The organism is Chitinilyticum piscinae (assembly GCF_015223195.1).
GTDB lineage: Bacteria > Pseudomonadota > Gammaproteobacteria > Burkholderiales > Chitinibacteraceae > Chitinilyticum > Chitinilyticum piscinae.
The window spans coordinates 48,244-67,699 of sequence record NZ_JADFUA010000009.1; the positions used below are offsets into that span (position 1 = coordinate 48,244).

Annotated in this window: 14 protein-coding genes; 9 read left to right on the top strand and 5 right to left on the bottom strand. The window is 61.1% G+C overall.

Going from position 1 to position 19,456, the window contains the following annotated elements; genetic code table 11:
* Window positions 1-51: 51 nt before the first annotated feature.
* From mutL to INR99_RS13690, 5 genes are all read left to right on the top strand, one after another.
* The gene (mutL, locus tag INR99_RS13670; RefSeq protein ID WP_194116918.1) at window positions 52-2,004 is read left to right on the top strand and encodes a DNA mismatch repair endonuclease MutL; all 1,953 of its coding nucleotides are present in this window, start codon (window positions 52-54) and stop codon (window positions 2,002-2,004) included.
* Window positions 2,005-2,081: 77 nt separating this feature from the next.
* A complete protein-coding gene (locus INR99_RS13675; protein ID WP_194116920.1) occupies window positions 2,082-2,852 on the top strand; it encodes a substrate-binding periplasmic protein in 771 nt (256 codons plus the stop codon).
* A gap of 2 nt (window positions 2,853-2,854) precedes the next feature.
* Complete coding sequence (locus tag INR99_RS13680) at window positions 2,855-5,542, top strand: hybrid sensor histidine kinase/response regulator (RefSeq protein WP_194116921.1); 2,688 nt, start codon at window positions 2,855-2,857, stop codon at window positions 5,540-5,542.
* A gap of 32 nt (window positions 5,543-5,574) precedes the next feature.
* Window positions 5,575-7,503, top strand: a complete 1,929-nt coding sequence (locus INR99_RS13685; protein ID WP_194116923.1) for a B12-binding domain-containing radical SAM protein — start codon at window positions 5,575-5,577, stop codon at window positions 7,501-7,503.
* 47 nt (window positions 7,504-7,550) lie between these two features.
* Entirely contained in the window at window positions 7,551-8,000 is a 450-nt protein-coding gene (locus tag INR99_RS13690; RefSeq protein ID WP_194116925.1) for a hypothetical protein, read from the top strand.
* Between the two features lie 15 nt (window positions 8,001-8,015).
* On the opposite strand, the gene INR99_RS13695 is transcribed toward INR99_RS13690, so the two are convergent.
* Window positions 8,016-8,264: a thioredoxin family protein gene (locus INR99_RS13695; RefSeq protein ID WP_194116927.1), complete on the bottom strand. Its 249-nt coding sequence runs from the start codon at window positions 8,262-8,264 to the stop codon at window positions 8,016-8,018.
* Window positions 8,265-8,275: 11 nt separating this feature from the next.
* Entirely contained in the window at window positions 8,276-9,724 is a 1,449-nt protein-coding gene (locus INR99_RS13700) for a permease (RefSeq protein ID WP_194116928.1), read from the bottom strand.
* A 206-nt stretch (window positions 9,725-9,930) separates the two neighbouring features.
* Between INR99_RS13700 and miaA the strand changes: the two genes are divergently transcribed.
* Complete coding sequence (gene miaA, locus INR99_RS13705) at window positions 9,931-10,866, top strand: tRNA (adenosine(37)-N6)-dimethylallyltransferase MiaA (RefSeq protein WP_194116930.1); 936 nt, start codon at window positions 9,931-9,933, stop codon at window positions 10,864-10,866.
* A gap of 259 nt (window positions 10,867-11,125) precedes the next feature.
* Here miaA and INR99_RS13710 read toward each other — a convergent pair whose 3' ends face one another.
* Window positions 11,126-11,812 (bottom strand): MarC family NAAT transporter, encoded by a 687-nt coding sequence (locus tag INR99_RS13710; protein WP_194116931.1) that lies wholly within the window; start codon window positions 11,810-11,812, stop codon window positions 11,126-11,128.
* A 408-nt stretch (window positions 11,813-12,220) separates the two neighbouring features.
* On the bottom strand, window positions 12,221-12,961 hold the full coding sequence (locus tag INR99_RS13715; RefSeq protein ID WP_194116933.1) for an alpha/beta hydrolase: 741 nt from the start codon (window positions 12,959-12,961) through the stop codon (window positions 12,221-12,223).
* A 163-nt stretch (window positions 12,962-13,124) separates the two neighbouring features.
* Here INR99_RS13715 and INR99_RS13720 point away from each other — a divergent pair, with 163 nt between their 5' ends.
* A complete protein-coding gene (locus INR99_RS13720; protein WP_308431497.1) occupies window positions 13,125-14,438 on the top strand; it encodes a Na+/H+ antiporter family protein in 1,314 nt (437 codons plus the stop codon).
* Between the two features lie 169 nt (window positions 14,439-14,607).
* Window positions 14,608-14,850, top strand: a complete 243-nt coding sequence (locus INR99_RS13725; RefSeq protein WP_194116936.1) for a hypothetical protein — start codon at window positions 14,608-14,610, stop codon at window positions 14,848-14,850.
* A 70-nt stretch (window positions 14,851-14,920) separates the two neighbouring features.
* On the opposite strand, the gene INR99_RS17835 is transcribed toward INR99_RS13725, so the two are convergent.
* Window positions 14,921-16,645, bottom strand: coding sequence for a glycoside hydrolase family 19 protein (locus INR99_RS17835; RefSeq protein ID WP_194116937.1), 1,725 nt, complete (start codon window positions 16,643-16,645; stop codon window positions 14,921-14,923).
* Between the two features lie 689 nt (window positions 16,646-17,334).
* On the opposite strand from INR99_RS17835, the gene INR99_RS13735 reads away from it, so the two are divergent.
* Window positions 17,335-19,275 carry a glycosyl hydrolase family 18 protein gene (locus INR99_RS13735; protein WP_228098320.1) on the top strand — a complete coding sequence of 647 codons (1,941 nt, stop codon included), beginning with the start codon at window positions 17,335-17,337 and terminating at the stop codon, window positions 19,273-19,275.
* Window positions 19,276-19,456: the final 181 nt, after the last annotated feature.

Consider the following 19,456-nt stretch of genomic DNA (forward strand, 5'->3'; position numbering starts at 1 on the left):
GATTCGCCTTTACGCACCACTTCGCTTTCATCGTAGCTCATTCTTACTGACATGCCACGTATTCAGGTATTGCCCGACCAGCTCGTCAACCAGATCGCCGCCGGCGAAGTGGTGGAGCGCCCTGCCAACGCGCTCAAGGAAATGCTGGAAAACAGCCTGGATGCCGGCAGCCAGTCACTGCACATCGAATTGCTCAATGGCGGCACCAAGCTGATCAAGATTGTCGACGATGGCTGCGGCATCGCCCGCGACGAGCTGCCACTGGCACTGCACCGGCATGCCACCAGCAAGATCGCCAGCTTCGATGACCTGCAGCGTGTCGCCACGCTGGGCTTTCGCGGCGAAGGGCTGGCATCGATCGCCTCGGTCTCGCGCCTCACGCTGACCAGCCGCTACCAGGATGCCAGCCATGCCTGGCGTGTCGAAGCCGACCATGGCCACCTGGGCGAGATCGAACCCGCGGCGCTCAGTCTTGGCACGACCATCGAAGTCCACGAGCTGTATCACCAGCTCCCTGCACGCCGCAAATTCCTGAAATCCGATGCAACCGAATTCGCGCATTGCGCCGAAATGGTCAAACGCCTCGCACTGGCCAACCCGGGCAAGCAGTTTACCCTGTTGCATAATGGCCGCCCGCAACTGCGGCTTGCGCCGGGTGATCTTGCCCGCCGTGCCGGTGAGCTGCTGGGCGAGGAATTTGTCAGCAGCGGTATCGCGGTAAACGAAGGTTTCGGCCCGCTGCGGCTGTTTGGCATCACGGGCAACCCGACGCTGGGCAAGAGCAGCCGCGATGCGCAGTACTTTTTCGTGAACGGCCGCTATGTCCGCGACAAGGTGATCCAGCATGCGCTGCGAGAAGCCTACCGCGACGTCCTGCACCACGACCGTCACGCCGCCTACTGTCTGTTTCTCGAGCTTGATCCGGAAAGTGTCGACGTGAATGTGCACCCGACCAAGATCGAGGTACGTTTCCGGGAAAGCCAGGCCGTCTACCGCTTCCTGCTCACCAGCCTGACCAAGGCACTCTCGGCCACGCGCGCTGGGGCCGCAGCGACAGTGCCGCAGGGCATCGACCCGGATACCGGCGAAATTCTCGACAAATCCGCCTCGGAAATCGTTACAACACCGGCAAGCTTCATGCCAGCTGCGCCAAGCCGCCTGGCCGCCCCGCGAGCGCCCAGCTATGCCGAGCTGGCTGCGCGCCAGCAGTCTATCCCGCTGGCGTCAGCACGAGAGGGGCTGGGCTTTTATGACAAACTGATTGGCGACCTGCGCCGCGACGACGATACAAAACAGGGTATACCAACAGAAAAGGCGAATTCAAAGGATCTCGGAAACATACCCGTAAGCGGCCCAGTACAGACCGTTTCTGCCCCTGTTCCACCCACCCTGCCCTCTGCCACGGCCAGCGAGCCGCTGATTCCACCGCTGGGGTTTGCACTGGGCCAGTTGCATGGGGTGTATATCCTGAGCCAGGCCGCCGAGGGGCTGATTGTCGTGGACATGCACGCGGCCCACGAACGCATTGTCTACGAAAAACTGAAAACCGCGCTGGATCTGCATCAGATGCCGACCCAGCCACTGCTGATCCCGCATGTGTTCGGCGCCGAACGGCTGGATGTGGCCACAGTGGAAGATCATGCTGGCGAAATTGCCCAGCTGGGGCTGGAGCTCTCTGTGATGTCCCCGACCCAGCTGGCGGTCCGGGCGGTACCGTTATTACTGAAGGATGCCGATGTCGTCGAACTGGCCCGTGCCATTCTCGCCGATGTGCGGGCAGTCGGTATCAGCCAGATGCTTGCTGGCCAGCGTAACGAGCTGCTGGCAACCATGGCCTGCCATGGCGCCGTGCGCGCCAACCGCCAGCTCACCCTGCCGGAAATGAATGCGCTACTGCGCGACATGGAAGCAACCGAGCGATCCGGGCAATGCAATCACGGCCGGCCCACTTGGTTCCGCCTCAGCATGAAGGATCTGGACGGGATGTTCATGCGCGGCCAGTAAGGCGCTAAAGCAGCGAAACCCTGCTATGGTGAGTCAAGGCAAACCTCACGGATTCTTCAGAATTGATGCGCCCTGGCATGCTGCTGGCCCTGCTGCTCTCCCCTCTGGCAATGGCTGGCCCCGTAAACTGCCCCGAACAGCCCATCCGGCTGGCGTATTACGAATACGGCCTGCTGTATGACTCCGGCCGCGGTATCGACAAGGATGTCGCCGAAGAACTCATGCGCCGCAGTGGCTGCCGCTTCAGCACCAGCGTACTGCCACGCGCCCGCATCTGGGCTGATCTGGCCAGCGGCGAGCTCGACATGAGCATGTCCGGCATCCAGACGGCCGAGCGCGACCGCTTTGCCTGGTTTGCGCCCTATCTGGCGATGAAAAACTACGCGCTATTGAACAAGTCTGCGGCGGCCAAAATCAGCAAAGCCGATGATTTCCTGGCAAACCCTGACCTGCAGTTTGGTGTGGTCCGGGCATTCAGGCATGGCAAACAGCAGGATGAATGGCTGGCTCAGCTGCGCCAGCAGCAACGCATCCAGGAAAGCCCGGATGCCGAAACCCTTTATCAAAAGCTGAAGCAGGGCCGCGTCAGCGCCATCTTTTCGCAGCCCCCAGTATTCGCCAAGTATCTGCAGAAACTGGGCATGCAGTCGAGCATACTCATTGAGGACTGGACCCCGGGCGAACGCGGTGTGCCGCATGGACTGATCCTCGCCAAGCAGCGTTTCAGCCAAGAGGATGCGCAACGCTGGCAAGTGCTGGTGCGCCAGTTGCGGGATGACGGCACGCTGCGCACCATTTTCCTGCGCCATCTTGGCCCTGCCGAAGCGCAAACCCTGCTTGATTTCTGACTATGAGCCAACCACGTCAACTCTCCCGTCTCCTGCTGCAGCGGGTTCTGCTGGTCAGCCTGGTGCTGGCCCTCTTGCTGGGCGGACTCAATGCGCTATACGTGTTCCGCAGCGAATCCAGCCGGCAGACCGAGCAACTGAATGCGGCAATGGCCGCGTATTCCGCCAGCATCAGCAAATCGCTCTGGGAGCTCGATTACGACTCGGCCGAGCTGCAAATGAAAGCGCTGACCCACTTTCCAGCCATCCTCAGTGCCGACCTCATCAGCGGGGATCGCACGCTGTCCTATCGGAAACCAGGCGGCAACCTGCAGCAGGACTCCCTTCCGCGCCCCTATCCGATCTTTGCCCCCAACTCGGAGCGCGAGATTGCCAAATGGGCCATCCGGCTGGACAAATCCGCACTGGAAGCGACGGTCTGGCAGGAAAGCCTGCGGTTTGGTGCCATGGTGACCCTGGAGTTGCTGCTGCTGTCACTGGTGCTCTGGCTGATGGTGCAGCGAACCGTGACCCGCCCCATCCGTGCGTTGTGGCAGCATGTCCGGGAGCTGGATGTCCAACATCTGGATCGCGCGGCGCCGCAGCCGGATGAACCGGTTGAAAACGAACTGCACGAACTGGCCAAGGGCATCAGTACGCTGCAGGCGAACCTGGGGCACCAACTTACCCTGCAGCAGCAAGCCGGCGACGAGATTGCCAGGCAGCGCGATGAGCTGGATCAGCTCTTGCTGCAGCAATCCCGCCGGCTGGACAGCGTACTGGAATCCATGGCCGACGGCGCTGGCGTAGTGGATCTGGATGACGGTGAACTGCTGTTTGCCAATCCGGCGCTACGCAGCATGCTGGTGCATGATGGCAGCAGCTGGGGCAGTTCTCGCTGGCTGCACGCACCGGACTGGCCCGATCTGGTCACCCGGCTGGCCAGTGAAACACGTCTGGCAAGCCAACAACTGACACTTTGCCGGGCCGATGGCAGCCCGCTGGCAACCGAAGCCAGCCTGTCGGTGATTCCCGGTGCCAGCGGGGAAGCACAACGCGTGCAACTGGTGGTACGCGACATCAGCGCCCGCCTGGCTGCCGAGGAGGCATTGATTGCCGCCCGCGAAGCGGCCCAGAACGCCAACCAGGCCAAGTCGGCGTTTCTGGCCAATATGAGCCATGAGATCCGCACGCCGCTCAACGCCATTCTCGGCTTTGCCGAACTGCTGCACGACACGCGCCTGAACGAGCAGCAACAGGACTATCTGGCATCAATCCAGACCGGCTGTGATGTACTCATGGCCCAGATCAACGACCTGCTGGATTTTTCCAAGATCGAAGCTGGCAAGCTGGTATTGGAACAGATCGACTTCGACCTGCGCAGCCTGCTGGAAAGCACCCTCGACCTGGTCGCCAGCCGTGCGCACCAGAAAGCGCTGGACGTGGTCTGTCTGATCGACCCGAGCATTCCTCCCGGCCTGCGGGGCGACCCCAGCCGCTTGCGGCAGATTGTTCTGAACCTGCTGAACAACGCGATCAAATTCACCGAGAAAGGCGCGATTGTTGTGCGTGTACGCGCACAAAGCGAGCGCAACCGGCTGCGCCTCTTCGTGCAGGTGGAAGACAACGGAATCGGTATTGATACGGCCACCCAGGCACTGCTGTTCCAACCCTTTGTCCAGGCCGATGTATCGACAACCCGCCGCTTTGGCGGCACCGGGCTGGGCCTGTCGATCTGCCGCAAGCTGGCCGAAGCCATGGGAGGCAGCATTGGCGTCACCAGCACCCCGGGGGTCGGCTCGGTCTTTCATTTCGATCTGCTGCTGGATACCGGGGCCACCATGCCGGCAGCGGCACATCAGCACATCGACCTTGGCGGTCGCCGGGCGCTGATCATTTCGGCGCTGGCCGCCACTCGCGAACAATTACTGCAGCAGCTGGGCAGCCTCGGCATGCATACCGAGCATCTGACCGAATTGGCAGCACTGCCGCACCGGCCAGCAACCGCCCCCATCCCGGATGTAATCATTCTGGATGTGCACAGTAGCGACCGTCCCGCGGCAGCACTGGCCAGCGACATCCATGCGCTACCGGGCTTTGCCGGTGTGCCGCTCATCCTGCTTGCTTCGCACAATGCGCAGGCGGGTGAGGCCAGCGGCGCCCATGCTGCCGGATTTGCCGCCTATCTTGCCAAGCCGCTGCATCCGTCGCTGCTACCGGGCTGCATTGCCGAAGCCCTGCGCCTGCAAACGTTGCCACCAGGCGAAAAGCGGCCACTCATTACCAAGCACAAGGTTGCCGAACAGCTGGCCGCGGAAAAACCGCGCATCCTGCTGGCCGAAGACAATCCGGTCAATCAGAAAATCGCCGTGCTGATGCTGGAAAAACTGGGGATGCGCGTCGATGTGGCCGACAACGGCCGCAGCGCCGTCGAAGCGCTGCAAGGCAATGATTATGCGCTGGTGCTGATGGATTGCCAGATGCCGGAAATGGATGGCTTCACCGCGACTCGGGCCATTCGCGGCCTGGACAGCCCCAAGGCAAAGATTCCGATCGTGGCGCTGACGGCCAATGCGCAGCAGGATGACATGCAGCAGTGCCTCGCAGCGGGAATGAACGATTTCCTATCCAAACCCGTGAAGCTGCAAACCCTGCAGGCAGCACTCGAACGCTGGCTGGGTGGTCACGAAGCGCCCGCAGAAAGCGTGTAAGATACGCGGCCAGATCCCTGCCCCAGACGATCATGACCGCGCCAAGCTCTGCCTCCCTCCGCGTGCTGTCGCTCATCCCGCCGATGACACAGCTCAATACCCCCTACCCCTCTACCGCGTACATAACGGGGTTTCTGAGATCCAGAAGCATACCCGCTCAACAGGAAGACCTGGCGCTGGCGCTGGTGCTGCGGCTGCTATCAAAGGACGGCCTTGCGCGCGTGCTCGACGCAGTGCTCGACATTCCGAAGAAGCAGCGCAGCCCGGCGCTGCGCTCCTTCATCCATCATTACGAACACTACCAGCGCACCATCGCGCCGGTGATCGCCTTCCTGCAAGGGCGCGATACCACACTGGCGCACCGCATCGTCAGCCGGAGCTTCCTGCCCGAAGGCCCGCGCTTCGCATCAGTGGACGCCTATACCATTGACGACAGCAACGATCCCCTGGCCTGGGCCTTCGGCGCGCTGGGCACGCATGACCGCGCCCGCCATCTGGCGACGCTGTATCTGAACGATCTCGCCGATGTGCTGCGCGATGGCATCGATGAACGCTTCGAGTTCGTACGCTACGCCGAATCGCTGGCCATCAGCCAGCCGACCTTCGAGCCGCTGGCACAAGCACTCGCCGCGCCCCCCAACCTCATCGACCGCGAACTGGCGGAACTGACGCTCGCCGCCCTCTCCCGGCACCAGCCCGATCTGGTCCTGCTCTCGGTACCCTTCCCCGGCGCGGTGTACGCCGCGTTTCGCATCGCGCAGACGATCAGGGCAAACCACCCGCACATCCGAACCGCGCTGGGTGGCGGCTTTGCCAATACCGAGCTGCGCGAGCTGAAAGAAGGCCGCGTCTTCGATTATTTCGACTTCGTCACGCTGGATTCGGGCGAACGCCCGCTGCTGGCACTGATCGACCACCTGGAGGGCAAACGCAGCGCCGAGCGGCTGGTTCGCACGTTTGTTCGAGAGAACGGCAAGGTCCGCTACATCAACTTCCCCGAGCCGGACGTTCCCTTCGAGGAATGGGGCGCGCCGACCTGGGACGGGCTGCCGATTCACGACTACCTGTCACTGCTGGACATGCTCAACCCGATGCACCGGCTGTGGAGCGACGGGCGCTGGAACAAGCTGACCGTCGCGCACGGCTGCTACTGGAAAAAGTGCAGCTTCTGCGACATCACGCTCGACTACATTTCACGCTACGAAACCGCGTCAGCCGAGATTCTGGTTGATCGCATCGAAGCCATCATTGCGGAAACGGGGCAAACCGGCTTTCACTTCGTCGATGAAGCCGCGCCGCCAAAAATGCTCAAGGCGCTGGCCGAAGAACTGCTGCGGCGCGGTGTGACGATTTCCTGGTGGGGCAACATCCGTTTCGAAAAATCGTTCACGCCCGAGCTGTGCCAGTTGCTCGCGGACAGTGGCTGCATCGCCATTTCCGGCGGACTGGAAGTCGCCAGTGACCGCTTGCTTACGCTGATGAAAAAAGGCGTGTCCGTCGAACAGGTCGCGCGCGTCACCGCTGGCTTCAGTCAGGCAGGCATTCTGGTGCACGCCTACCTGATGTACGGCTTTCCGACGCAGACGCTGCAAGACACTGTCGATGCGCTGGAGTATGTGCGGCAGCTGTTTGCCGAGGGCTGCATCCAGTCCGGCTTTTTCCACCGCTTTGCCTGCACCGTGCATTCGCCGGTCGGCAAAAGTCCGGAAGAATACGGCGTGAAGCTGATTCCGCTGCCGGAAATCAGCTTCGCGACCAACGACATCGGCTTTATCGACCCGACCGGTGTGGATCACGATGCGCTCGGTCGCGCACTCAACAAGGCGCTCTACAATTACATGCACGGGCTGTGTCTGGATGACGACGTGCGCGGCTGGTTTGCCGAATTTGTCGATGCGCGCATCCCGAAACCGCGCGTGGCGCGCCAGTTCATTGCCCGCGCGCTCGGCCACCCCGGCTAGCCGCATCCCCGCCCAGAAAGCAAAACACGCAAGCAGGCACCAACCGCATGAACAAGATTAGCACCCGCAACCATAGTGGCCATAGCCGCTTCGCCGCACATGGTCATGTCGAAGTCTGGGCGGAAGGCCAGCTACTGCGCTATCAGGCCACCGGCCCTTTCAATCTGGAGCTGCTGCAGGCACTGGATGCCGCCGATCGCGGCCTGATGGCCGCCACCGCGGCCCAGGGACCGTTCGCGATTCTGGCCGAATTCGCCGGCAGCATTGCAGCAACCCCGGAGGCACTGGCTGCGCTGGAAGGGTCGCTGGCCGCGCAGAATGAAGCCGGGCTGGCAACGGTTGCCGTCGCATATGTGGTTGATCCACAAGCCGAGGGAGCCGAAGTCATGCGCAGCATTATTGATGCCATCTACGCGCGCCAGCAGTTACGCTTCGGCTGGTTTCAGGATCTAACCTCCGCACAGCGCTGGCTCACGGACTGCCTGTCCAGCAAGTAAAGGCGCCGGCTCGACTCAGTCTGACCGGGCCTCTTGCAGCCATGCGGCAACGGTATTGGTCGTCGGAATACGCCCCGAGCACACGAGCTGCTCGTTGATGACCAGCCCCGGTGTGCGCAGGATGTCATATCGCATGATCTCGTCCATCTTGGTTACCTTGACGATTTCGAACGGAATACCCAACTGCTCGGCGGCTTCAGCCGCAATCTGCGCCAGCTTCTGACAGTTGGCACAGCCCGGACCCAGAATCTTGATGGTCAGCATACACACCTCCGCTAGTCATGGCCGGCACGCCACCGGGCCCCAAGCCGCAGCAGCACACTCAAACCACTGATGAATAGAGCGATCAGTAAGGCAAGCCAGGCAACTGATGCGCCGTCAATCCACGCCCCGTAAGTCCAGCCCGCAACCACGCTGAACAGTGCCACCAGCAGCACATACACGGCCGTGCGCACTTTGCCGATGATGGCCGCAATAACCAGCATGCTCTGCAGCGACAATTCTGGATCCGCCATCAGATAGGCCAGCAAAGGCCCGCGATGCATCCCGAGCTGCAGGAAAAGATGAGCGATCGGTACCTCGACCAGCGTCGGGAAATACATGAACACGCCGAACAGCACACCGGCCAGATTACCGCTCAGGGTATTGGAGCCAGCCAGCGTCTGGATCCACTCCGGCCGGATCAGCGGCCGTATCATGCCAAGAACCAGCACGCCAAGCACCAGCAAGGGCATGATCTGCCGGGCAAAACGCCAGGATTCCCACAGCCAGTCCTGCAGCGCCTCGGCGCCCAGCCGGCGTGCCGTTAGCCACAGGGCCAGCAACAGCCCCGCCAGCAGCAGCATTCGCAGAGGCACGCCCAGTTGCAGCCCCTCAGGCACAGCCTGGACGTTCAGCGATGCCAGCACAATGGTCAGCGCCAGCAGCAGCAGTGCCGCACGTGCCCACGCATTCATGCCGGCATGGATTCGCTCAAATCCGCGCCAGGCCAGCCCCCCCAGCACCAGCAACAGAAGCACCAGCAAGGCGCCGTGCACACTGATCCCTTCTTCGCCACGGGCGGCATCGTGCACCACCCAGACATCCAGCACTGCCTGCCACTGCGCCGCCCCGGCCCAGGGCAGCTTCACAGTGAGCACAGACGTACTGAGCACCGCCAGTTTCAGTGTTCCAGCCAGCAGCAGCGCCACCCAGAGCAGCAGAAACTGCAGGCCGCTGCGCGCCATCCGTTCATCACCCCGCCGGGCGAATGCATCACTGCACACCGCCTGCTCCGCGTCGGGGAAGAGCAGCGCCATGCTCAGCCCGATGCCGATCCCGAACACCAGTGCCAGCAGCAGGCGAGCCAGCGCCAGATCCGCACCGATGACGCCTCCGGTATAGACCAGCGCCAGAATATTCGCCGCCGGCGCGAAGAACAGAAAGGTCACCGCCGGCCCCAGCCCAGCCCCCTTGCGATAGATTCCGGCAAAGAGCGGCACGATGGTGCATGAACACACCGCCAGCAAGGATCCAGCTGCTGCCGCCGCCGGATAGGCCAGCCCCCCCGGACTCTCACGCCCGAGGAAACGGGTCACCACCGATTGCGGAATCAGCGCCGCCATGGCTCCGGCAATGAAAAAGGCCGGCAACAGGCACAGGAGGACGTGGGCTGCCAGGTAGGCAGCCAGATTCGCCAGCCCGCCATGCAGCAGGGGCGTGAATGCCCCGAGTAGCGCAGACATAAGCCCTGTTCCTATTGTGGATACTTCAGCTTAGACCTTCTGCCGCAAAGAGAAATCGTGATCGTCCTCAGCGTGGCCCTGGGTATATCCAGCCATACTCAGCAAAATCCTATTCCGGCACATATACAGTGGCAGGTATATAAAAACTCCAGCCAGTGGCACGACAGGTCTGACTGTCCGGGACGAGAGCTGCTAGCATACGCGCCATGACTGCCCTGCCCCCTGCCGTATTTCTGATGGGCCCGACTGCCTCGGGCAAAACTGCTGCCGCCATTCATCTGGTCGAATCCGGTCTGCCGGTCGAGTTGATTTCGGTCGACTCGGCACTGGTCTTCCGCGACATGGATGTTGGTACCGCCAAACCGTCCGCCGATGAACTCGCACGCGCGCCACATCACCTCATCGACATCATCAGTCCCGAGGAAAACTATTCCGCCGGCCAGTTTCGCGACGATGCACTGCGCTTGATGGCGGAAATCACCGCGCGCGGCAAAATTCCAGTACTGGTGGGCGGCACCATGCTCTACTACAACACGCTGCAGCATGGGATTCACGATCTGCCGCAGGGTGATGCCGCCTTGCGTGCGGAGCTGGAAGCCGAGGCAGCCCGCTTCGGCTGGCCGCATCTGCATGCCAGATTGGCCGCACTCGACCCGGAAACCGCGGCGCGGCTCAAACCCACCGATTCGCAACGCATCGAACGCGCGATCGAAATCTGCCTGCTGGCCGGCCGGCCGATGTCGGCGATTCTGGCCGAACCCGGTTGTGCCCCGCTCCCTTACCGGCTGCTGAAAATCGCACTGGAACCGTCCGAGCGAGCCGTACTGCACGAGCGCATCGCGCAACGTTTTGACCTGATGCTCGCAAGGGGACTCGAAGACGAAGTGCAAGTCCTGCGTGCGAAATACAGTCTTTCACTGGATTTGCCGTCGATGCGCTGCGTCGGCTACCGGCAAATGTGGGAATACCTGGACGGCAACTGTGATCGTGAAGAAATGCGCTACCGCGGCATCGTCGCGACACGCCAGCTGTGCAAGCGCCAGCTGACCTGGCTGCGCGGCATGGATGATGTCGAGCGCATTGATTGTCTGGCCGACGACGTACCGCAGCAGATTGCGGCACGCATCCGCGCTTTAAGCTGATGCATACCGCATACGCCACGGTGTATTTAATGCAAAGTCAATATATAAAATAGTTCCAGCAGCATACCCTGAAACTAGCTACTCGCTGCATAATCTGCCGCCAGCTCCAGCAGTAGCGGGAAAAACCCGCTCATCACCATACACATGCCTAGTGCCCTCTTGTTTCGCGTAGCAGCAGTGTAGTCGGAAACCGGCCATCATAAAAAACAAACAAATTCAAAGTATCAATAGCTATTAGCAATCAAAACACCGGATGCGGCTAGGGGCTGGCGGCAACGCGCTGCGGCATGAAGGTCGGGTCGTGCAACAGATTGCTCACGCCGTTGATAAAAAACTGCACCCCGATGCAGATCAGGAAAAAGCCCATGATGCGCACCACGGCATTGATGCCGTTTTCGCCCAGCACACGATAGAGTGGCGCGGCGGCCCGCAGCGTCAGCCAGGCAACCCAAGCTGTCAGTGCAATCCCGGCGACCACGCTGGCGTAACCCAGTAAGAGCGGCATCTCGTTCTGCGCATGCAGGCCGGAGGACATCGAGATCACGACCGCAATCGAGCCGGGGCCGGACAGAAAGGGCATCGCCAGCGGCGTGAAGGAAATATCGTCCTTGTTATGCGCTTCCTCCTCGGCGGCATTGGTCAGCCCGGCGGGGCGCTCGACCGGAAACAGCATGCGAAAACCGATGAAGCTGACGATCATTCCGCCGGCAATGCGCAGGCCGGGAATCGAAATGCTGAAGAAATCCATGATCAGCGCCCCGGCCAGAAGGAAAGTGGTGAGGATGCCGGCCATGTAATAGCACGCTCGCCGGACTTGGCGGGCACGCTCGGCCTCACTCAGGTGCGCAGTCAGCCCGGGCAATACGCCGACCGAGATCAGCGGATTGCAGATGGGCAGCAGCGCCATCAGGGTGCCGAAAATGGTGGTGAAAATGGCAAACAGCATGGTGAATCCACAACGGGGAACAAGACCGGCTATTGTGCGCTGCACGCCTCGCCGATTCCAGACAAAAAAAGACCACCGCACGGGTGGCCTGAATCGGATCAATCAGAGGAGAGATGCAAAGAAGCGTATTGCCTGTCTTGCAGCTGAGATCATTATCCATGAGCACCGATCTGGAGGCGTGGCAGAAAGTCACACACTCGCTGCGCAAAATTACCCGAATGTCCTGAGAACTTCGGTGAGACCGGGCAAAAAAAAAAGACCACCGCTCGGGTGGTCTGCAATGACAATCTAGGAGAGAAGCAAGTTCAGCGCGTGTCCGGTGCTGACCTTGCAATGAAGTGCATTATCCGTGGAGGCCTAGCAGGTGGCGCCGCACAAAATCACAGCATTTGGTGGGAAAATTACCTGTCACCCCAGCGGCTGCTGCACCCAGTCCGCCAGCCGCTGCGCCAGCTCCCGCCGCCAGCTCAGTCGGGAAAAAGTGTGATCAGCCAGTGGCCAGATTTCGCGGCGGACAAGGGGCAAGGCCTGCGCCAAGGCTGCGCTGCTGCCGACCGGTACAGCAAGATCGCCCTCGCCATGCACAATCAGCACCGGCAGATCAAGCTCGCCCACCCCCGACAGTGGATCGTTTGCACGCAACTCCTCCAGCAGCGGCACACCAATCGGCATGCCCAGAAAATCACTGCTGCCATCCACCAGAGGCACCCCTTGCGCATGGGCCTGTGCGACCACATCCGCCAGATTCATTGCCGGGGCCAGCAAAACCAGCGACTGCAGCTGCCCCCCGCACGCCGTTGCGGCCTGCAGCGCGACACGACCACCCATGCTGAAACCCAGCAGATGCCATTCCAGTTGCGGATAACGCGGCGTCAATTCGCTTAGCAGAAACCGCGTCACCCCGGCCTGCTGGGCAAGCGTGATATCGGCAAAATTGCCGCCACTCTCCCCGCAACCCGGAAAGTCGAACCGGAACGTCGCAATTCCACGGCCTTCGAGCTGGCGCGCAAGTTCGGCAAAGAAGTACGTGTACTCGATGCGGTTACCGGTAAAACCATGCAGCAGCAACAGCCCTTTCCGGGCGCCAGGCGGCAGCTGCACACTGCCGGCAAGGGCAATACCATTCCACTCCAGCTCCAGGAAGTTCATGACGCTCTCCACTCGGTGAATGCACATACTACATCGCCACCAGCCCCCTTTGTTTATCCCGGGCTGCGCATCCGGCGGCCGCAGCAGCTACGGAAACTCCCGATGCCGGGCGCAAGCAAACCTACGTACAGTGCGGGTTTACCATGCGTTTCAGGATATTGCCGTGAATGCCGTTCTGCTGGCCGTTGCACTGATGCTCGGCCTCTCGCTCATGCGGGTCAATGTAGTCATCAGCCTGATTGTCAGCGCCGTTGTCGGCGGACTGGCCGGCGGGCTCTCCATCAGCGACACGCTGGGCGCCTTCCAGAACGGACTGGGAGGCGGTGCCGGCGTAGCGCTCTCCTATGCGCTGCTGGGGGCTTTTGCCATGGCGCTGGCCGAATCCGGACTGCCGCATGCACTGGCAGACCGGCTGGCCTTGCTGGTGAAACAGCAAGGTACCGGCGCCCGCGTCAAATGGGGCATCCTGCTGGCGGTGCTGGCAATGGCGATTGCCTCGCAGAATCTGCTGCCGATCCACATTGCCTTTATCCCGCTGATGCTGCCGCCTCTCCTGTATACGCTGACGCTGTTCAAGGTCGACCGTCGCATGGTGGCGTGCATCCTGACCTTCGGCCTGATCACCCCCTACATGTGGCTGCCAGTGGGATTTGGGGAAATCTTCCTGAAGCAGATCCTGCTGGGCAATATCGAAAAGGCAGGTCTGCCCGTGGCCGGCGTCGACGTGATGCATGCCATGCACATACCCGCGCTTGGCATGCTGGTTGGCCTGCTGCTGGCCGTGTTCGTCGCCTATCGCAAGCCGCGTAACTACAGTCTGGAAAAGCTGGCGGAAGTCGAACAGGAAAGCCGCCGCTATACGCCGCGATCACTGTGGGTCGCTGGCGCCGCCGTCATGGCCACCTTTGCGGTACAGCTGTGGCTGGATTCGATGTTGCTGGGCGCGCTGACCGGCTTTATCGTCTGTGTTGCCGGCGGCGCCGTACCGCTGCGCAACGCCGACAGCACCTTTACCGTCGGCATGAAGCTGATGGCCACCATCGGTCTGATCATGATCGCGGCTTCGGGTTTTGCCGAAGTGATGAAGGCCACGGGTGACGTGGCCCGGCTGGTTAGCCACTCGGTTGCCATGGTCGGCGGCAGCAAAGCCCTTGGCGCGCTGCTGATGCTGCTGGTGGGGCTGATCGTGACTCTGGGTATCGGCTCGTCGTTTTCCACCGTACCCATCATTGCCACACTGTTTGTACCGCTAGCGATGCAGCTGGGCTTCTCGCCGGTTGCGATTGTCTGTCTCGTGGGGGTCGCCGGTGCGCTGGGAGACGCCGGCTCACCGGCGTCGGATTCGACATTGGGACCGACCGCCGGCCTGAACGTCGATGGCCAGCACGATCACATGTGGGATACCGTCGTACCGACATTCATCTTCTACAACCTGCCACTGCTGGTATTCGGCTGGATTGCTGCAATGGTTCTTTGAAAGGGTATGGAAGCCTGTATTAATGCTATAGAAGCGTTCATGGTAATACCTAGTGACGTATAAAAGGCGGGCCAATCGGCCCGCCTTTTTCATTCACGAAACAATACAGTTATTGACATTCAAAGTCAGTTTTTGCATAAACTAGGGAAATCCCTGATGCGAGACAACCATGCGCCCGACTCCGCCCCTGCTGCTGCTGGCAGCCCTGCTCAGCGGCTCCGCTTATGCCATCTACGCAGAACATTCGCCTGCGGTCAGAGCACCAGATACAGGCACAATCACCGCCGACTGGCGTGCCCCTGCGCCCGTGTGCTGGCAAGACCAGAGCCCGCAGAGCTGCCTGCAGGCCAGCGAGAAATATCTGCGCACGCAGCAGGAGCATCGGGCCAGTCTGAAGCTCGCAGAGCAATAAGCACCAGGCAAACCCACCCATGAAAAAACGGGAGGCCAAGGCCTCCCGTTTCACTGTCAGACTTGCTGACTTACTTCAGGGTCACGCCCCAGTTTGCTTCGACACACTTGGTGTACTGGCCGTCGATGAGGGCATTGTACGGGGTCTGGTAGCTGACCAGCTGGCACTTGTTGTCACCGCCGACCTTCCAGTCCTTTTCCCAGTAGATGTTGAACGCTGCCGACGAACCACCGTCGAAGCGGCCCATGCCGGCGCACTTCATCGATTCCTTCTTGATATCCCAGCCCAGTTCGCGGGAGAACTCGGTGTAGTAGTCAAGACGGTTCTGCGCGGCGGCCTTGGTCGGGCTGTCCTGGCACTCGGCGTTGATGATCTGGATGGTGGTCGGGAAGTCGTTACCCAGTTGGCGTGCCTTGTCGAAGTCGTTCGGCACCCAGGTACCATCGATCACGTGCAGCATCGAGGGCTTCGGCGGTTGCGGGTAGATGAAGAAGAACACGGCAGATGCCAGGTTCAGCCAGGTATCCGCTACCAGCTCCGGCTCGTTCAGCAGCTTGAACTGGTCGCCGTCAAACATGGCCTGCGAGAACGGACCATAGTTGTAGTTGTAGGAGAGCTGCTTGGCGCCACGGCCGAAGTAGCCCTTGAACTTGCCGTCCGGCAGCTTGCCGCAGGTCCAGGTCTTGTTGAATACCGGGTCGTTGCACTCGGCGTTGTAGCCGGACATGCCCTCAGTCCAGCCCATTTCACGCACGTGCACCAATGCCTGGCGCCATTCCGGAATGCCGAACTCGACGATGCTGTGACCACCGGTTTCCTGCGCGAAGTGCGCAAACATGCCGGCGAGCGAACGGCGGCAGATTTCGTCGCTGTTGCGGCCATCGGTGTAGGTGTCGCAGAAGCCCGGGAACTTGGCCACGGCCTGCAGGAAGCCCTGATAGGTATAGGCCTTGTTGCGCACCTGGAAGAAGTAGTCGAACTTCTGCTGCGAAACCAGCGCTTCGACGCGCTTCACGTTCTCCGGATTGGTCGCCTTGCCCGGCGCAACCGCTTCGACCACGCTATTGGGCAGGGTGCGCACCGATGCCTTCACCTTGCGGAAGATATCGGAGTTGGTCAGCGTTGCTGCATAAGCTTCGGCTTCGGCCTTGGTCGGCACGCCGCCCGGAGCCGGTGTCGGAGTCACGGTACCGCCACCACCGGTGGAGCCGCCAGAGCAAGCCCCGCTGCTCACCCATACACCGCCTTGCGACGGATCGTTGCCTTGTGTCCACCACTTGGCGCTGTAGTTGTAGCCCAGGTAAGAAACCTTGGCGCCGCCCTGATAGGCGGTCGCCGCACTCCAGCCGGCTTCACACGGCCCAGTCACCACCGGAGGCTGTGTCGGGGTAACAGTCGGAGTGGCTGTCGGAACCGGAGTTGCGGTCGGTGTCGGAGTGGCCGTTGGCGTCGGGGTAGCGGTCGGAGTCGGCGTGGCACTCGGCTTCGGGGTCGGCGTTGCAGTCGGAGTCGGAGTCGGAGTCGCGGAGGGCTTCGGGGTCGGCGTAGCGGTCGGAGCCGGGGTGGGGGTGGCCGTCGGGGTCGGGGTGGCCGTACCGGCTACTTCACCCCACGCGCCCCATTGCTGGGATCCCGGAATCTCACCCTGGGTCCACCACTTGGCTTTCCAGGTCTTGCCCTGATAAGTCACCGTCTGGCCGGCGGTATACACGGCCTTGGAATCCCATTCGGCCGACAGCACCGAAACACTCAGGAAAAGTCCGGCAATCAGCGCGGACAATTGGTATCGCTTCATCTTTTCACACTCCATCTCCGGATTCATCTGCGCCGCGGGCATATGCCCTGCTCCGCAGGCTTCCGGAACCTGCAGACGGCTGTTCTTGGAGTGTGTGAGGGTAGGACCAGTCCCTGTGCGTCCGGTTTGTACCGGCCTTGTTTGCGCTGTGTTTTGAATTAGCAGAGCGCCCAGCCATCACACTGGCGCGTATGGTATCAACTTGTAGTCCCCCGTCAATAGTTACTTACAGCAAGCGCTGCCAATCCGGCGACAATCGGTATTCCAGCCAATCCGGAACCAGACCAGCTACCACTCGACCCCTGTATAAACAGGCACTGATAAACCATGCATTAGAAAATGCTTTTATTGTTTTTTTTCAACACACTAACTATCAAGTGCAACGCCCATGCCGCGACGAGGCACGACAGCCAAAAAATGCGGCACTGCAAAAACCACTTCGCTTACAACACGTCCGAAAAGATCGTTGACAGCCCCGCCCAAACATGAAAAATTCCGCCTTGCCTACACGTTCGAAAAGAGGCTCAGGATCAGCCCTAGTCCAGCATGATTCCGAAGAAATGCAGCGCCCGAGCGCACAACAAGCAACTCGGGCCAGCAGCACACTACATGCTACCGACTGGCGGGCATCGCCCGCCCGACTGACCCCGCAAGGGAAAACAACGAAACGGAAGATGAGGAAGTTCAACATGAAAATGTTCCGATTGGCCGCACTGCCGGCGGCCCTGGCATTTGTCTGCGTAAGCGCCTTTGCTGCCGAATGGCAGTCCGGTACCGCCTACACTGCAGGCGCCCAGGTGAGCTACCAGGGACAAACCTGGGAAGCCAAGTGGTGGACCCAGGGCGAAATCCCGGGCTCGCAGCAATACGGCGCCTGGAAGCTGGTTGGTGCAATCAGCCCCACCGCCACCCCGAGCGCAACCCCGACTCCGGCTCCGAGCGCCTGCTACCAAAACTGGAGCACGGACACGGCCTACAATGCCGCCACCCGCGTTACCTTCGGTGGCCGCAACTACGAAGCCAAGTGGTGGACCAAGGGTGATGACCCGAGCAAGTCCGGCGAATGGGGTGTCTGGAAAGATCTCGGCGCCTGCGGCAACGTAACGCCGACCGCCACCCCGACACCGACTGCCACCCCGACACCGACTGCCACCCCGACGCCGACCGCTACCCCGACGCCGACCGCTACCCCGACGCCGACGCCGACCGCTACCCCGACGCCGACCGCTACCCCGACGCCGACGGCAACCCCGACTCCGGTTGTTACTCCGACTCCTGGCGGCACCAGCACCCGCCAGGTTGGCTCCTACTTCACCCAGTGGGGTGTGTACGGCCGTAACTATCAGGTCAAGGACATCGACACCAGCGGCGCCGCTGCCAAGCTGACTTTCATCAACTACGCCTTCGGCAACATCTACCAGAAGAACGGCGGCTACGAGTGCGGCATGGTGAACAAGCTCGAGCCGGGCGCCACCAACCCGAACGATCCGCAAGCCGGCACCGGCGGCGACAGCTGGGCCGACTACCAGCGCGGCGTATCTGCCGCCCAATCCGTGGACGGCGTCGCCGATCTGTGGGGCTGGGAGAAGTGGGATGATCCGCGCAATGGCAAGGAAGGCCCGCTGAAGGGCAGCTTCAACCAGCTGAAAAAGCTGAAAGCCAAGTACCCGGATCTGAAGGTCTACATCTCGCTGGGCGGCTGGACCTGGTCCAAGTGGTTCTCCAAGGCCGCAGCAACCGATGCACTGCGCAAGCAACTGGTGGCTTCGTGTATCGACGTCTACATCAAGGGCAACCTGCCGTTTGACAATGGCTCGAACGCTGGCGGCCCGGGCTCTGCAGCCGGGGTATTCGACGGTATCGATATCGACTGGGAATTCCCGGGTGTAGTCGGTCAGCCGTACAACACCGTTTCGCCGGACGACAAGAAGAACTTCACGCTGCTGCTGAAGGAATTCCGCGACCAGCTTAACGCCATCGGCGCCAGCAACAACAAGCACTACGGCCTGACCGTTGCCATCGGCGCGGGCAAGGACAAGATCGAGATGACTGAAACCAGCGAGTACCACAAGCACCTCGACTGGATCAACGTCATGAACTACGACTACAACGGCGCTTGGGCAGCCACCGGCCCGACCGACTTCCAGTCGCACCTGTATGCTGATCCGAACAGCCCGCAGTATCTCGATCCCAAGACCGGCGGTCGCAGCGTGGTTTCCTGGTACAACACCAACGACGCCATCCAGCTGCTGCTCAAGGGCGGCGTTCCGGCCAACAAGCTGGTAGTCGGCATTCCGAAGTACGGTCGCGGCTGGACCGGCGTTGCAGCCGGCCCGAACGGCGACGGCCTGTACCAGAAGGCCGCAGCCGGTGCCAAGGGTACCTACGAAACCGGTATCGAGGACTACAAGGTGCTGAAGAATGCGCCGGGCAAGCTGTACTACCACCCGGTAACCAAACAGTCCTACAAGTTCGATGGCAACAACTGGTGGAGCTACGACACCCCGGCCGACATCGCGCTCAAGGCACAATATGTGCGCGACAACCAGCTGGGTGGTCTGTTCAGCTGGTCGCTTGACGGTGACACGGCCGATGCCGAGCTGACCAAGGAAATGGCCAAGGTCAAGTAATCTGCTCCGCAGACGGCTTGAAGCAGAAACCCTCCCGGCAACGGGAGGGTTTTTTCATACCCTAATCTGGGGTATATCCACACAGAATGCGAATTTTCTGGACTTCATGGCAATACAGATGCATGTATTACCCTGGCCGCCCGGCGACCGGCAGCAAATATCGCTTATGTTCAGCCTGCTT